This is a genomic window from Natrinema sp. CBA1119 (assembly GCF_002572525.1).
Lineage (GTDB): Archaea > Halobacteriota > Halobacteria > Halobacteriales > Natrialbaceae > Natrinema.
The window spans coordinates 2,191,546-2,207,174 of the sequence record NZ_PDBS01000001.1 but is presented as its reverse complement, the minus strand read 5'-3'; the positions used below and the strand labels follow the sequence as shown (position 1 = coordinate 2,207,174).

Annotated in this window: 12 protein-coding genes and 1 pseudogene; 9 read left to right on the top strand and 4 right to left on the bottom strand. The window is 65.0% G+C overall.

The window, feature by feature from the left end; translation table 11 throughout:
- The first annotated feature begins 374 nt into the window (after positions 1-374).
- Entirely contained in the window at positions 375-3,158 is a 2,784-nt protein-coding gene (gene mutS / locus CP556_RS10785) for a DNA mismatch repair protein MutS (protein ID WP_098727365.1), read from the top strand.
- A gap of 89 nt (positions 3,159-3,247) precedes the next feature.
- On the opposite strand, the gene CP556_RS10780 is transcribed toward mutS, so the two are convergent.
- The 3 genes from CP556_RS10780 to CP556_RS10770 form a co-directional block, all read right to left on the bottom strand.
- Positions 3,248-3,442, bottom strand: coding sequence for a hypothetical protein (locus CP556_RS10780; RefSeq protein WP_098725622.1), 195 nt, complete (start codon positions 3,440-3,442; stop codon positions 3,248-3,250).
- 229 nt (positions 3,443-3,671) lie between these two features.
- Positions 3,672-3,818: a hypothetical protein gene (locus CP556_RS26620; RefSeq protein ID WP_255291444.1), complete on the bottom strand. Its 147-nt coding sequence runs from the start codon at positions 3,816-3,818 to the stop codon at positions 3,672-3,674.
- A gap of 96 nt (positions 3,819-3,914) precedes the next feature.
- Complete coding sequence (locus tag CP556_RS10770) at positions 3,915-4,403, bottom strand: MOSC domain-containing protein (RefSeq protein WP_098725621.1); 489 nt, start codon at positions 4,401-4,403, stop codon at positions 3,915-3,917.
- A 300-nt stretch (positions 4,404-4,703) separates the two neighbouring features.
- Between CP556_RS10770 and CP556_RS10760 the strand changes: the two genes are divergently transcribed.
- The 7 genes and pseudogenes from CP556_RS10760 to udk all read left to right on the top strand — a co-directional run bounded on the left by CP556_RS10760 (position 4,704) and on the right by udk (position 12,492).
- Complete coding sequence (locus CP556_RS10760) at positions 4,704-5,504, top strand: SDR family NAD(P)-dependent oxidoreductase (protein ID WP_098725619.1); 801 nt, start codon at positions 4,704-4,706, stop codon at positions 5,502-5,504.
- 139 nt (positions 5,505-5,643) lie between these two features.
- The gene (gene mutL, locus CP556_RS10755; RefSeq protein ID WP_098725618.1) at positions 5,644-7,902 is read left to right on the top strand and encodes a DNA mismatch repair endonuclease MutL; all 2,259 of its coding nucleotides are present in this window, start codon (positions 5,644-5,646) and stop codon (positions 7,900-7,902) included.
- Between the two features lie 166 nt (positions 7,903-8,068).
- On the top strand, positions 8,069-8,905 hold the full coding sequence (locus tag CP556_RS10750) for a proline dehydrogenase family protein (protein WP_098725617.1): 837 nt from the start codon (positions 8,069-8,071) through the stop codon (positions 8,903-8,905).
- A 57-nt stretch (positions 8,906-8,962) separates the two neighbouring features.
- Positions 8,963-9,922 carry a succinylglutamate desuccinylase/aspartoacylase family protein gene (locus CP556_RS10745; RefSeq protein WP_098725616.1) on the top strand — a complete coding sequence of 320 codons (960 nt, stop codon included), beginning with the start codon at positions 8,963-8,965 and terminating at the stop codon, positions 9,920-9,922.
- A gap of 2 nt (positions 9,923-9,924) precedes the next feature.
- Entirely contained in the window at positions 9,925-11,082 is a 1,158-nt protein-coding gene (locus tag CP556_RS10740) for a threonine synthase (protein WP_098725615.1), read from the top strand.
- 26 nt (positions 11,083-11,108) lie between these two features.
- Positions 11,109-11,642, top strand: a complete 534-nt coding sequence (locus CP556_RS10735; protein WP_098725614.1) for an NUDIX domain-containing protein — start codon at positions 11,109-11,111, stop codon at positions 11,640-11,642.
- A 90-nt stretch (positions 11,643-11,732) separates the two neighbouring features.
- Positions 11,733-12,492: pseudogene (udk, locus tag CP556_RS10730) on the top strand (uridine kinase).
- 446 nt (positions 12,493-12,938) lie between these two features.
- Here the strand turns inward: udk and CP556_RS25285 are convergent.
- Positions 12,939-13,331, bottom strand: coding sequence for a hypothetical protein (locus CP556_RS25285; protein WP_141551664.1), 393 nt, complete (start codon positions 13,329-13,331; stop codon positions 12,939-12,941).
- Positions 13,332-13,766: 435 nt separating this feature from the next.
- On the opposite strand from CP556_RS25285, the gene argS reads away from it, so the two are divergent.
- On the top strand, positions 13,767-15,545 hold the full coding sequence (gene argS / locus CP556_RS10725) for an arginine--tRNA ligase (protein ID WP_098725613.1): 1,779 nt from the start codon (positions 13,767-13,769) through the stop codon (positions 15,543-15,545).
- Positions 15,546-15,629: the final 84 nt, after the last annotated feature.

Sequence of the window (15,629 nt, the reverse complement as noted above, 5' to 3'; positions counted from 1 at the left end):
GCCTATGTAGCGAGGCGGAGCGGATCCAGTCGTTGCCAGCCGAACCGTCCGAACTTCCCGAGACATCACCGCCCCCTCGCTACAGATCGGATATCGTTCCACCGTGGCCGAATCCACCCGACGATTCCGATCACCCACCTACCACGTCCACCACACCGGATGGATTCGGCGTCGGCCTCCGGCCGACGTTTCCGAGACAGTGATCCGGCGTATTTCTGTGAGCCGTTTGTTCTCGAAGAGTCCGCAGGCGGGATGCTCGGATTCACCATCAGTGAGACGACCAGACTCGCTACTGAGCGGTGTGATCGGTCCGACCCGACCACTTTCACCGCGGATCCCGCAGGGTTTTTGCGATGGAAGGACAGTCTCCGGATATGACCGAGGCGACGGGGATCGTCGGAGAGTTCTTCTCGTTGAAAGAGGAGACCGACGCCGAAATACTGACGATGCAGTGTGGCGATTTCTACGAGTTCTTCGGCGAGGACGCCGAGATCGTCAGCGAGGAGCTCGACCTCAAAGTCTCCCAGAAGTCCTCCCACGGCTCGTCGTACCCCATGGCCGGCGTGCCGATCGACGATCTGACGCCCTACCTCAAGGCCCTCGTCGAACGCGGCTACCGCGTCGCCGTCGCCGATCAGTACGAAACCGACTCCGGCCACGCGCGCGAAATCGTCCGCGTCGTGACCCCCGGCACCCTGCTCGAGACCAGCGACGCCGACGCCCAGTATCTCGCGGCGGTCGTCGACGGCAGCGGGAGCGCCGGCGACTCGAGTGGCAGTTCGACGACCGATTCGGGCTACGGCCTCGCCTTCGCCGACGTGACGACCGGTCGATTCCTCGTCGCGGACGCCACTGACGTCGACGACGCGCTGACGGAACTGTACCGCTTCGATCCAGTCGAGGTGCTGCCGGGACCCGACGCGCGAGCCGACGACGAGCTGCTGAACACCGTCAGCGACCGGACCGACGCGACGCTGACGCTCCACGAAACCGAGGCGTTCGCGCCGAAGCGGGCGACCCACGCGGTTCGCGAGCAGTTCGGCACCGAAACCGTCGACCGGCTGTCGGTCGCGGAGCCGACCGTCGCGGCGGCCGGTGCGATCCTCTCCTACGTCGATGAGACCGGGGCGGGCGTGCTCGCCTCGATGACCCGGATCCAGGCCCACCACGGCGACGATCACGTCACGCTGGACGCGACCACGCAGCGCAACCTCGAGCTGACCGAAACCATGCAAGGGAAGCGCGACGGGTCGCTGTTCGCGACGATCGACCACACCGAGACCAGCGCCGGCGGCCGCCTGCTCAAGGAGTGGCTCCAGCGGCCCCGGCGCTCGCTCGAGACCCTCGAGCGACGACAGGAGAGCGTGGCCGCGCTCTCGACGGCGGCGCTGGCCCGCGACGAGGTACAGGAGACGCTGGGCGAGACCTACGATCTGGCCCGCCTCGCCTCGAAGGCAACCCACGGGAGTGCAGACGCGCGAGATTTGCTCGCGGTTCAGGAGACGCTCGCTGTCCTGCCCGCGCTGGCCGACGCCATTGCGTCGAATCCGGATTTGGCCGACTCGCCCCTCTCGGAGATCGTCGACCGCCCGGATCGCGACGCCGCGCGGGAGCTGCGGGAGACCCTCGAGGAAGCCATCGCCGACGAGCCGCCGTCGACGGTGACCCAGGGGGAACTCCTCCAGTGTGGGTACGACGACGAGCTCGACGAGGTAATCGAGCGCCACGAGGCGATTAAGGAGTGGCTCGACACGCTCGCCGACCGCGAGAAGGGACAGTACGGCCTGAGCCACGTGACCGTCGACCGGAACAAGACCGACGGCTACTACATTCAGGTGGGCAAGTCGGCCGCCGACGGCGTCCCGGATCACTACGAGGAGATCAAGACGCTGAAGAACTCGAAGCGCTTTACGACCGACGAACTCGAGGAGAAGGAACGCGAAATACTCCGACTCGAGGAGCGACGCGGCGACCTCGAGTACGAACTCTTCGAGGAACTCCGCGAGCAGGTGGCCGCGCGGGCCGAACTGCTACAGGACGTGGGACGGGCGCTGGCGACGGTCGACGCGCTCGCGAGTCTGGCGACTCACGCGGCCGAGAACCGCTGGATTCAGCCGGAGTTGCACCAAGGCGACCGCCTCACGCTCGAGCAGGGCCGACACCCGGTCGTCGAGCAGACGACGGAGTTCGTCCCGAACAACGTCCGACTCGACGAGGACAGGGGATTCCTCGTGGTGACCGGGCCCAACATGTCGGGCAAGTCGACGTACATGCGCCAGGTCGCCTGTATCGTCCTGCTGGCCCAGATCGGCAGCTTCGTTCCGGCGAAGGAGGCCGAGATCGGGCTGGTCGACGGCATCTTCACCCGGGTCGGCGCACTGGACGAACTCGCACAGGGCCGGTCGACGTTCATGGTCGAAATGAGCGAGCTCTCGAACATCCTTCACACGGCGACCGAGGAGTCGCTGGTCATTTTAGACGAGGTGGGGCGGGGCACCGCGACGTACGACGGCATCTCGATCGCGTGGGCCGCGACGGAGTACCTCCACAACGAGGTCAAAGCGAAGACCCTCTTCGCGACCCATTACCACGAACTGACCGGACTCGCGGAGAACCTCCCCCGCGTCGCCAACGTCCACGTCGCGGCGGACGAACGCGACGGCGAGGTGACCTTCCTCCGGACCGTCCGCGACGGCCCGACCGACCGCTCCTATGGAATTCACGTCGCCGACCTCGCCGGTGTCCCCGACCCCGTCGTCGACCGCTCGAGGGACGTCCTCGAGCGACTGCGCGAGGAGAAGGCTATCGAGGCGAAAGGCGGCGGCTCGAGCGAACCCGTGCAAGCGGTCTTCGATCTGGGGAGCGGAACGATGCAGACGCAAGGAGAGCCGGGCCGTGCGCAGGCACAGGCGGCATCGACAGACGGCGGTCCGATGGATCCCGATTCCGACGCCGGATCGTCGGCGGGCGACTCCGACGCCGGATCGTCGGCGGGCGACTCCGACACCGAATCGCTCGATGCCAACTCCGACACCCGACCGATCGATCCCGACACCGAAGCCGTCCTCGAGGACCTCGAGTCGATCGACGTGAACACGACGCCGCCGATCGAACTCGTCTCGAGAGTCCAGGAGCTACAGGAGCGACTCGAGAAGTGACCGTCGGCGAGGGGCGCTCCCGCTCGTGCGGTCGGACTAATGATCGCAGCGGCTGCTGAAAGCGGTCCGTCCCGGTCGGGGAGGGACTGTCAGCACAGTTCGCCGAGATCCCGCCAGTCGTGGAGATCGCGGAGATCGAGTTGGATCTCGAGGCCACAGCCATCGCAGTGGGAGTCGACGGTCCGATACCCCGGTCGAAACTCCTCCCACTCACCGTGGTCGTCGCATTCGATGCGAATTCCGCGTTCCTCCTCATCGGGTATTTCGGCGGTGTAGTTGCTCATAGTGTTGGAACACCTCGTGTCCGAATTCGACGGTGGTGTCTACTATCGAGAGGACCGTAGCGTTTCGCCACCCCTGCGACTGTGCGATCACCGGGACGACAGTCGAACTCAGGCGAGAACGGTGTCCGCCGATTCCTGGTCGTCGCTGTCGCCGGTACTGCTCTCGGGTCGGTGATTCCCGACTACCACGTTCACCGCCGCGGCCGACCAGCAGGACGAGCGCGTTGCCTTAGAGCCAGATGAGCAACAGGATGACCGCGCCGAGCGTCTCGAACGTCCCGACGGTGTTCACGAGGTCCGCGTAGATGCCGAAGATCGTCTCGAGCGACGGAACGGATCCGTCGCAGGTCCATACCGTACGGACGGGTGTGGTCACGAAAAGGACGGCGCAGGCACTCGCCGCCCGAGATGACGGCGAACGACCGGTGATTCGCGATGCAGTTCGATAGCCGTCTCACACGACGATCCGCGCCTAGAGGACGGTGATCGGATCATCGACGGCAATCTCACCGGAGGAAACGATGCGAACGTTCAGTCCGCCGCGATGGACGAGCGCGCTGAGTACGCCTTCTTCGGTGAGTGACTCGAGGTAGGCACACGGCTCACAGATTTCGACGCCCTCGCAGACGGCCTCTCCGATTCGGAACCGTTCGTCGAGCAGGTGATCGACGGCGACGTTCCTGGTCGTGATATTTCGTCGGTGGTCGGCCGGATCGATCTCGATACCGGCATCGCGCTCGACGGTGTCGAGCGTCTCTCCCTCGAAGAGCGTGAGCGCCCGGTCCTCCGGGGGGAGAGCCCGTCCCTGTTCTCCCGACCAAGACCCTGCCCGTTCGAAGTATCGATCGCCCTCGAGCCCTTTGCCGGCGACCGCTCGAACGTCGGCTACCGCCCGCATCTCCGCCTCGGCCTCCGGGGCGACGTGGATCGCTGCGACGCTTCCCTCCGTGCTAGCACACATGATGTTTGGTAACAACCCGCATCTGCAAAGACCTTCTCATCGATGCGGGCGTCGAAGGACCGGTCGAGAGGGGTGAACGTCCGTATCACGCGCCTCGAGGGGAGACGCTACCAGACGAACGTCGGTAAAAACCTCTCGAACGGGGAATTCTGGGCCGGAATCCGACCGTCGAGGGCCGTCCTGTCGTTCGGATATCCGGGCTGCGTCGGTGAGCTCGAGCGACGCGGCGAACCCCATCAAAGAGCGAGCGGCCGTCGTTCATCGGTAGAATTTTGAGACGATAGGTCGCCCGTTAGCACGATGCACGAACCAGACTTCGACGTCGCGGGCCAGACCGCGATCGTCACCGGCGCGAGTCAGGGAATCGGTGAAGCGATCGCGAAGACGCTCGCAGCCAGCGGCGCGGACGTCGCGATCTGTTCGCGGTCGATGGACCGCGTGGGACCCGTCGCAGACGAGATCAACGACGCCGAGGACGCCGGCGAGGCGCTCGCCGTCGAGTGTAACGTCCGCGAGCGCGACCAAGTCCAGAACCTCGTCGACGAGACGGTCGACGAGTTCGGCGACATCGACATCCTCGTCAACAACGCCGGCGGGGAGTTCGTCGCGGCGTTCGAGGACATCTCCGCGAACGGCTGGCAGACCATCGTCGACCTCAATCTGAATAGCACGGTCCACTGCACGCAGCTCGCGGGGGAAGTCATGCGCGAGGGCGACGGCGGTGTCATCATCAACCTCTCGAGCGTGAACGGCCAGCACGCGGCCCCCGGCGAGAGTCACTACGGCGCGTCGAAGGCGGCGATCATCCGGCTGACCGAAACGCTCGCCGTCGAGTGGGCGGAGGACGGCATCCGCGTCAACTGTATCGCCCCGGGACTCATCCAGACGCCCGGCGTCGCCGACACGCTCGGTATCGACAGTGAGGATATGCCGTCCCGCGACAAAGCCGACCGCCGCATCGGTCACGCCGAGGAGATCGCCGACGTCGCCCAGTTCCTCTCGAGTCCCGCCGCCTCGTTCATGAACGGCGAGACGGTGACGGTGAAAGGCGTGCCGCGCGCTGGGAATTCGATGTCGCAGGACCTCGGGCTCGAGGACTGACGGCGGACTCGAACCCTGCCGACGCGCTCGAGTCACGGCGGTAACACACGGGACGGAAGACCTAACCAGCCGCCGTCTCTACCAGTATCCAACACAGCGGACGCGTCGGAGCCGATCACCGCGCCGACGCCAAATCATCATGAGTGACGAGAGTACCCACCCCCAGGACGACACCGACATCCACCAGTTAGACGAGGACACCGTCGCCCGCATCGCCGCCGGCGAGGTCGTCGAACGCCCCGCCAGCGCCGTCAAGGAACTCGTCGAGAACAGTCTCGACGCCGACGCCTCGAGCGTCGACGTCACCGTCGAGGAGGGCGGCACGGAGCTGATTCGCGTCGCCGACGACGGAGCTGGTATGTCCGAGGCGGACGTTCGCGCGGCGGTCCGCGAGCACACGACGAGCAAGATCGACGGGCTCGAGGACCTCGAGTCGGGCGTCGCCACGCTCGGCTTCCGGGGCGAGGCGCTGCACACTATCGGCTCGGTCTCGAGAGTGACCATCCGGTCGCGACCCCGCGGGGCGGACGGTGCGGGGACGGAACTCTCCTACGAGGGCGGGGATGTCGTCTCGGTCGAGCCGACGGGTTGTCCGGCGGGAACGACGGTCGAAATCGAGGACCTCTTTTATAACACGCCCGCTCGCAGAAAGTTCCTCAAGACGACAGCGACGGAGTTCGCCCACGTCAACCGCGTCGTCACGCGCTATGCGCTCGCGAACCCGGACGTGGCGGTCACGCTGACCCACGACGGCCGCGAGGTGTTCTCGACGACGGGACAGGGCGACCTCCAGGCCGCCGTCCTCTCGGTCTACGGCCGCGAGGTCGCCTCGTCGATGATTCCCGTCGAGGCCGGCGGCGACGAGCTTCCGCCCGGTCCCCTGGAATCGGTCTCCGGCCTCGTCTCCCACCCCGAAACGAACCGCTCGAGTCGAGACTACCTCGCGACGTACGTCAACGGCCGGGCGGTGACCGCCGACGCCGTCCGCGAGGGGATCATGGGCGCCTACGGCACGCAACTGGGCGGCGACCGCTACCCCTTCGTCACCCTCTTTCTGGCGGTGCCCGGCGACGCGGTCGACGTGAACGTCCACCCCAGAAAGCGGGAGGTGCGCTTCGACGACGACGATGCGGTCCGCCGGCAGGTCGACGCCGCCGTGGAGTCAGCGTTGCTCGAGCACGGCCTGCTCCGATCCGGTGCGCCCCGCGGTCGGTCTGCACCGGGCGAGGCGCGGGTCGAACCCGGTAGCGACCGCGGGACCGGACCCGACCCGGAGGGCCACGAGACCGCCACGCTCGAGCGCACCGGTGAGGCTGCGAGGCAGTCCGACGGCTCGAGCAACGGCGGGAACGATCCCGCGGACTCGGCTACCGAACGGGCGGACGCTGCGACGGGCGACGCGCTGTCGACCGACGCATCCGCGACTCCGAGCGCGGATTCGGGGACCGACTCGCAGTCATCGACCGAGGACGGCTCATCGGCGGGCAGTCGGCCGACGGTGACGCCGCGGAACGAACCGGCAGCGGACGCGACGAACGCAACAGATGCAACGGACGCGACAGATGAAACGGGCGTGACAGATGCGACGGACGCGACGGAATCGAGCGCGGATCCGGTTTCCGACGCGGACGGCGATGGGGCGGCCGGCTCGACGGAGACGGAGACGAAGGGGGGCTCGAGGACGGAACGAGGCCGCCACGCGAATTCCGACGCCGAACGCAAATTCGCCGCCGCGACCGAACAGCGGACACTTGCCGGCGAGGCCGCGACGGGGGAGCGATCCGCGTTCGAGTCGCTGCCGTCGCTGCGACTGCTCGGCCAGCTCAGCGACACCTATCTGGTCTGCGAGACGGGCGACGGACTCGTCCTGATCGACCAGCACGCCGCCGACGAGCGGGTCAACTACGAGCGGCTGCAGACGGCCTTCGCCGACGATCCGACCGCGCAGGCGCTGGCGGAGCCCGTGGAACTCGAGCTGACGGCCGCCGAGGCCGAGGCGTTCGAGCACTACCGAGAGGCCCTCTCGCGGCTGGGTTTTTACGCCGACCGAGTGGACGATCGGACGGTCGCGGTGACGACCGTGCCCGCGGTGCTCGAGGCGACGCTCGAGCCGGATCGGTTGCGGGACGTCCTCGCATCGTTCGTCGCGGGCGACCGCGAGGCGGGCGCCGAGACCGTCGACGCGCTGGCCGACGAGTTCCTCGGGGACCTGGCCTGTTATCCGTCGATCACGGGGAACACCTCGCTGACGGAGGGCTCGGTCGTCGACCTGCTGTCCGCACTCGACGACTGCGAGAACCCCTACTCCTGTCCGCACGGTCGACCGGTGATCGTGCAGTTCGACGAGGCGGAAATCGAGGACCGCTTCGAGCGGGACTATCCCGGCCACGGCGGGTAGGTTCGGACCGCGAGCCCTTCGGTCGAGACGTTTCCGTCGCCCGACGACCGATCGATCGGCCGCAGTCGGACGGTGACTCGTGCTCCTGCAAACGCCCGGACGATCCGTCGTAATCCGCCGAGAAACGGAGGAACACCCTTACGCGTCGCGGTCAGTATCCTCTGTTATGATCCCGCCCATCGCGAACCGGTTCGTCGCTGGGGTCTCTCCTGCGGAAGCGCTCGAGCACGTCCGTCAACTCAACGAGCGCGACGTAAAGGCCATCGTCAATCTGCTTGGCGAACACTACGACGAACGCGATCCCGTCGCGGCCGATGCCGCCGAGTACCGCCGACTCGTCACCGATATCGCCGGCTCGAGGCTCGAGGCCTGCATTTCAGTCAAGCCATCACAACTCGGATTGGATATCAGCGAGGACGTCTTCCGCTCCGAGCTCACGGCGATCGTCGACGCGGCGGCCGAGCACGGCGTCTTCGTCTGGATCGATATGGAGGACCATACGACGACCGACGCGACCCTGGACGCGTTCGAGACGGTCGCTCGCGAGCGGGGAGGGGGCGTCGGTGTCTGCGTCCAGGCGAACCTCAGGCGGACTCGAGCGGACGTACGGCGACTCGCCGACGTTCCCGGGAAGGTCAGGTTCGTCAAGGGCGCGTACGATCCGCCGGCCGACGTCGCGTACGCGGACGGGGAGCGGATCGATCAGGAGTACAGGACCTTACTCGAGTACGCGTTCGAACACTACGACGGCGGGATCGCGGTGGGGAGTCACGATCCGGCGATGCTCGAGTACGCGACGGCGCTCCACGAGCGCTCCGGCACCGCGTTCGAGGTACAGATGCTGATGGGCGTCCGCGAGACCGCCCAGTACGAGTTGGCCGAGGAGTACGATGTCTGGCAGTACGTCCCCTACGGCGAGCGCTGGAAGTCCTACTTCTACCGTCGAGCTATGGAACGGCGGGAGAACCTCCGGTTCGCGCTCCGGGCTGTCCTCACCGGATGATCGGCGATCGAGATCAAAGGATAGTCTAAAGGCGGACGGATCCATCGTGAGGAACATATGACGACGACGCTCGGAACCGCGAGCGCGGGGCCCGGCGAGATGGATACGGGCCGTCTCGAGGTCGGCGAGACGCGAGACGGGAGCCCGTTCGGGCTCCCGGTCGCCGTGATCAACGGCGCAAACGCCGGAGACACGCTCTACATACAGGCCGTCAGTGACGGCGACGAACTCAACGGCGTCGGCGTGATCCAGCATCTCGTGCCCCGGCTCGATCTCGCCGAACTCTCGGGGACGATCCTGATCGTCGGGATCGTCAACTACCACGCGTTTCAGGTGGCCGAACACCGCAACCCGATCGACGATACGAAGATGAACCGGGCCTATCCCGGCAACGAGAACGGGACCTCGAGCGAGCGGATCGCCGCCGCGACGTTCGACGTCGCGACCCGAGCGGACATGATCCTCGACCTCCACCAGGGGTCGACCAGCCGGATGCTCGACGAGGTCCGGGTCCGCTGTGGAACGCGACACCGCCTCTACGACGAGTGTCTCGAACTCGCGAGAGTCTTCGGCTGCGGGCACATCCTCGACCAGAAGGGACCGGACGGCCAGTTGGCCCGCACCGCGCCGAACGAGGGGATCCCGACCGTCGACCCCGAACTCGGCGGTGCCGTCGGCTGGGACGAAGAGAGCATTCGGAAGGGGGTCGATGGCGTCTTCAACGTCCTCCGGTACTACGGCTACCTCGTGGAGGACGCGGACGTGGAGCGCCAGGTACGTGCCAGCGGCTTCGAGCAGTACGGCGCTCCCGGCGGCGGCCTCGTCGACCTGCAGAAGAAGTTGGGCGATCGAGTCGCGAGCGGCGAGACGCTGTTCGAGGTGACGACGCCGTTCGGCGAGCCGAAGTCGACCGTCACCGCCAACAGCAACGGCATCCTCTGGCGGATCCGTCGGCTCCCGCAGGTCGCGACCGGCGAATACGTCTGCTCGGTCGGAACCGACATCGACACCGTCTAACCATGCCAGCCGATCTCACATGTCCCGACTGTGGCACTCGCTACGACGCCAGTCCCGACGAGCCGTGGCGCTGTGCGTGTGGCCGCGGCCTCGAGTTCACCGAACGACCCCACCCGAACGGCGATCCGCTCCCGCTGCACAGTTTGGATACGAGCGAGGGGCTGTGGACCTTCTTCGAGTTCCTCCCGATCGAGCAGCACGTCACGTTCTACGAGGGGTTCACGCCGATGGTCGACGCCCCCGAGTGGGACGCGCAGTTCAAACTCGAGTACGTGTTTCCGACGGGGTCGTTCAAGGACCGCGGCGCGACGACGACCCTCTCGCGGGCGGTCGAACTCGGCGTCGAGAAGGTCATCGAGGACTCCTCCGGGAACGCGGGTGCATCGATCGCGACCTACGCGGCCCGCGCGGGTCTCGAGGCGGACATCTACGTGCCGGCTGACGTCAAACAGTCGAAGCTGATGGCGATCCAGCGGGCCGACGCGCGCCCCGTTCGCATCGAGGGAACGCGAGAAGACGTCACCGCGGCCTGCCTCAGGGCCGTCGAAGGCCGCTCGAACGGTGGTGCCGTCTCGGCCGGCGACAGCGACGCACCCCACCAGACTGGCGAGGGATGGTACGCCAGCCACGCGTGGAACCCCGCGTTCTACGCCGGAACCATGACGTTCGCGTTCGAAGTGGCCGCCCAGCAGGGGTGGACCGTTCCCGACGCCGTCGTCCTTCCCGTCGGCCACGGGACGCTCTTCCTCGGTGCGTACCGCGGCTTCAGCCTGCTGAACGAGGCCGGAATCGTCGACAGAATGCCCCGCCTACTCGGCGCGCAGGCGGCCGGCTACGCACCCATCGTCGCGGCACTCGGCGGCGACACGACCGACGAGGACGGCGACGGGACGACTATCGCCGACGGGATTCGGATCACCGAACCGGCCCGCGGCACCGAGATCCTCGAGGCGATCGAGGAGACTAACGGTGACGTAATCGCGCTCGGTGGGGACCGGATCGAGACCGCGCTGGACCGACTCCACCGCAACGGGTTCTACGTGGAGCCGACCTGTGCGGTCGCCCCAGCGGCCCTCGAGCGGTATCGCGAGGACGGGGTCGTCGCCGACGACGACGATGTCGTCGTGCCGCTGACGGGAAGCGGATTCAAAACACTTTGAACGATCGGGTCCGAAAAACCGGATAGATGGTCAGTCGACCGCCGACGTTCTGCCCCGACTGTGGCACCCGACTCGAGTCGACCACGTTCGACGATCGCGAGCGCATGCGGTGTTCGACCTGCGAGGCGATCGTCTGGCACAACCCGGTTCCCTGTGCCGGCGTCGCTGTAGTCGACCGATCCGGTCCAGAGCCCGCCGTCCTCTGTGTCGAGCGCGGCGTCCCCCCGGGCGTCGGCGAATGGACGATCCCCGGCGGTCACGTGGAGATCGGCGAAGAGCCCCCAGAGGCAGCCGCTCGCGAACTCGCAGAGGAGACGGACATCGTCGTCGATACCGACGACCTCGAGATCCTCGCCGCGTCGGCGATGCCGCCCCGGGAGGGCAAACACGTCGTGACGGTCCACTACGTGGCCGATCGGGCCGACGCCGAGGGGGTGCCGGCGGCCGGCAGCGACGCCACGGACGCCCGGTTCTGGACGCCGAGCGAATTCGACGCCTCGAGCGAGACCTTTCGTCCGGTCCACGAGGACCGCTTCCGCGAGGCCGCCCAGTTCGAGTGAGCGCTGGCACTCGAGGGGCGAACGGGGTCCGTCGAATCGGGGCGACGCGGGATCAGGGGATTCGTTAGCGGCCCGACCCAGATTCGGACGATGAGCACACCGTCGTTCGCCATGGGAATCGCCGGCGGCACGGGAGCCGGAAAAACGATGGACGCACACACGGTCGCCGAAACCGTCGGCGAGGCGGTCACGCGGATCCCGATTGACAACTATAGTAGCCACTGCAAGACACTGCACACCTGATCGCACGACGGCTGTGCGATCAGTGTGTGAATAGTTGCAGTTGTTACTATACTACGAGGGTCTCTCGTACCTCGCGCTCGAGGAACGCCGGGAGATCAACTACGATCATCCCGCCGCGTTCGAGTGAGAACTGCTCCGGGAGCAACTCGAGACCCTATTGTCGGGCCGGCCGATCGAGATGCCCCAGTACGGCTTCGAGGTGCACAACCGCACCGACGAGCGCGTCACCGTCGAGCCCTCCGAGATCATCGTCCTCGAGGGGATCCTCGCGCTCCACGACGAGGCGATTCGGGACCTGCTCGATCTCCGGGTGTACGTCATGACCGACGCGGACGTCCGCATTCTGCGCCGGATCGAACGCGACGTCATCGAGCGCGGGCGCGACCTCGAGGGCGTCATCGATCAGTCCCTCGAGACGGTCAAACCGATGCACGAGCGGTTCGTCGCGCCGACGAAGAAACGGGCCGACGTGATCATTCCCGAGGGCGCAAACCGGATGGCGATCGACCTCCTGATCGAGATGGTCCAGGCCGAACTCCCGGACGGCTCGAGACGACTCGACGTCTCCGACCGCGAGCTGTCGTTCAACGATCGAACGGTAGACTGACCGCGTTTCGAGTTGTCTACAGTATTCGGACTGTTGGGACAACAATGGCAGTAGCAGGTGTAATCATTGGGGTAGTTGGTGGCTTTACTTACAGTCCACTGGGCCTGATACCAGGTGCTGTCTTGTCTATCGCTAGTCTATTACTAAACTTAGGAGCTAGTAGGCTAAGTACAAAGAATATCGGATGTGGTACCGAAGTTCATAACATCTCATCTGTGAAATCACAGTAATGTAGGTGTGAAAATGAAATTAGGATAGATTGTATTGTATTACAACCATTTTTACTTTTATAATAGTATTCCTAACTTAGGTCCCATTTATATCAGACATGTTGGGATTCAACATTCTCTATTGAGTGTTGCAAAACTTACGAGTAATGCCATACATATAAATACCATTAATTTAATGAATTGGTAGAAATAAACGAAGTCAAGTGACAAAACCAATCATGTTTCTAATGTGTGGTGTGCTAAACTGCTTCCGAGGAATCTGCCAGCGGCTCCCATCATTGCAAAAGCGGTTATCATAACACCCAAGGCCGTAAGCCCCGCGGTGAGCGAGAGGCCTAGTCCTGCAGTCTGAGTGACCTCCATCCAAGAATCGGTGAGACCTGCTTGTCCAAGAGCCCGAATGCTAGCAAAAATATTTACTGCGACTATAGCGAGCACTGGGAAGGCAGCTAGTAGTCCACTGGCGGCTCCAACAAGTATATGGTCAGTATGATACTTTCTTAGTAAGTAGCCGGCCCCGATACCACCAGTTAGCGGACCTAGCAACCACAATCCAACAGTGGTAGTCTCAACTTCAACCCACAGAAAGAAGATTATAAGCGTCGCCAAGACTCCAAAACCTCCACTGATAGATATTGTCTGCAACCAAGAATTAGGGTTATACCGACCTGGCCAGTAACTGGAGGAATCATTCCCCCTTTGATCAGGACTTGGACCACCATCATTCTGTGAAGAAGTTGTAAGTAACATCATTACAGATATATTCTCGCTTCTAGTGTATAGGATTTTCCCGTGTATTCCTAACACTGGAGTGCATAGAACGGTCACCCTACCAAAGAGAGGGATGGAGACCGAGTGTAGATCCTATTGATAGAACCAGTTTGTATACCCATATCCCGTCAATAGAGGGAATAAACGTCCCGAACCCTCGAGCGGGGTTGCTGGCGGCGTTCGTCGACGGTTCGTCGTCAAAACGAGTTTCGGGTCGAACTCCTCGAGACAGAACCCGACATTCCTTTACTCGAGCCCTGAATACGGGCGGGTATGTTCCTCTCCCTACGCGCGGAGGTCGAAGACGCCCTCGAGGGGGCGCTCTCGACGCTGGACTTTCCCACGGACGATCTGGGGATCGAAGAGCCGCCCGAGGACGTCGAGAGCGTCCTCGCCTCGAGCGTGGCGTTTCGACTGGCCGGCGAGGCCGGCGCACCGCCGCCGCAGGTCGCCGGACGGGTCGCCGACGAGATCGACGCCGACGAGCTGACCTACGTTTCGGCCGTGCAGACGCAGGGCCCCTACCTCAACTTCCTGCCGAGCGACGCCTACTTCGCCGAGACGCTCGAGACAGCGACCGGCGACACTTACGGTACTCTGCCGGACCGCGAGGAGTCGGTCGTCGTCGAGCACACCAGCGCGAATCCGACGGGACCGGTCCACGTCGGCCGCGCCCGGAACCCGATCATCGGCGATGCCGTCTGTAATCTGCTCGAGTACGCCGGCTACGACGTCGACCGCCACTACTACGTCAACGACGCCGGCCGGCAGATGGCCGTCTTCGCCTGGGCCTACGAGACCTTCGACGAGGAGGATCTGGACGAGCCGCCCGAGCGCGACCGCATCGAGTACGACCTCGTGCGCTACTACCGCAAGGGGAACGCCTACCTCGAGAACGCGTCCGACGCGGAAGTCGAAGCGGCCGAAGCCGAGATCGAGTCGATCATGCAGGGTCTCGAGGCGGGCGACGACGAGGCCTACGAGCGAGTCAGCGAGGTCGTCGATCAGGTGCTCGGCGGGATGACGGAGTGTCTCGCGCGCCTACCCGCCGAGTTCGACGAGTTCGTCAAGGAGACGCGGTTCATGCGCAACGGCGCGACCGACGACCTCGTCGACCGCCTGAAGGAACTCGACGAATCGGTCTACGAGGAAGACGCCTGGCAGCTCGAGCTCGAGGACCACGGCATCGACAAGAACCTCGTCTTCCTGCGCGCGGACGGCACCTCGCTCTATGCGACCCGGGACCTGGCCCACCACGAGTGGAAGTTCGACGAGTACGACCGCGCGGTGACGGTGCTGGGCGAGGACCACAAGCTACAGGCGAAGCAGGTTCGGACGACCCTCGAGTTGCTGGGCAACGAGACCGACCAGCTCCGACAGGTGCTCTACTCGTACGTCAACCTCCCCGAGGGGAAGATGAGCACGCGACGGGGCACCGGCGTCGATCTGGACGACCTGCTCGACGAGGCGATCGACCGCGCCCGCGGGGAGGTCGAGGACCGCCTCGACGACCGCATCCGCGACGACGATCTGGACGATGAGGATATCGAGCGCATCGCCCATCAGGTCGGGATCGGCGCGGTCCGCTACGACATCGTCTCCAAGCAGCCGACGAAGGCGATCACCTTCGAGTGGGACCGCGCGCTGGACTTCGAGGCCCAGTCCGCGCCCTACGTCCAGTACGTTCACGCGCGCTGTTGCGGGATTTTGGAGGAGGCGGGGATCGATCCCGAGACCGGCATGGCCGACGTCGAGACGGCCGTCGACGCCGATCTGCTCGAGACCGAGGCCGAACGGGACCTCCTCGAGACGATCGCGCGCTTCCCGGCGGTCGTCGACGAGGCCGCCGACGACCTCGAGCCCCACCAGATCGCGACCTACACTCGCGAGTTCGCCGACCGGTTTAACGGCTTCTACCGGGAGTGTCCGGTGCTCGCCGACGATGTCGACCCCGACGTACGGGAGGCGCGGCTCGCGCTGGTCGCCGCCTCGAAACACGCGGTTGCCAACGCGCTATCGATTCTGGGCGTGGCCGCACCACGCTCGATGTAGGATCGCGGTTTGGCGAGACGCACAGCTACGCGGTCAGGCGGGTTTCGAAAGAACGAGAGGTCACCGGGCGATCACAACGGGACC

Bases quoted from the DNA above. Each gene is read 5' to 3' on its own strand.
- mutS (WP_098727365.1), top strand. From the start codon at position 375: ATGACCGAGGCGACGGGGATCGTCGGAGAGTTCTTCTCGTTGAAAGAG.
- CP556_RS10780 (WP_098725622.1), bottom strand. From the start codon at position 3,442: ATGAGCAACTACACCGCCGAAATACCCGATGAGGAGGAACGCGGAATT.
- CP556_RS10770 (WP_098725621.1), bottom strand. From the start codon at position 4,403: ATGTGTGCTAGCACGGAGGGAAGCGTCGCAGCGATCCACGTCGCCCCG.
- CP556_RS10760 (WP_098725619.1), top strand. From the start codon at position 4,704: ATGCACGAACCAGACTTCGACGTCGCGGGCCAGACCGCGATCGTCACC.
- mutL (WP_098725618.1), top strand. From the start codon at position 5,644: ATGAGTGACGAGAGTACCCACCCCCAGGACGACACCGACATCCACCAG.
- CP556_RS10750 (WP_098725617.1), top strand. From the start codon at position 8,069: ATGATCCCGCCCATCGCGAACCGGTTCGTCGCTGGGGTCTCTCCTGCG.
- CP556_RS10745 (WP_098725616.1), top strand. From the start codon at position 8,963: ATGACGACGACGCTCGGAACCGCGAGCGCGGGGCCCGGCGAGATGGAT.
- CP556_RS10740 (WP_098725615.1), top strand. From the start codon at position 9,925: ATGCCAGCCGATCTCACATGTCCCGACTGTGGCACTCGCTACGACGCC.
- CP556_RS10735 (WP_098725614.1), top strand. From the start codon at position 11,109: ATGGTCAGTCGACCGCCGACGTTCTGCCCCGACTGTGGCACCCGACTC.
- argS (WP_098725613.1), top strand. From the start codon at position 13,767: ATGTTCCTCTCCCTACGCGCGGAGGTCGAAGACGCCCTCGAGGGGGCG.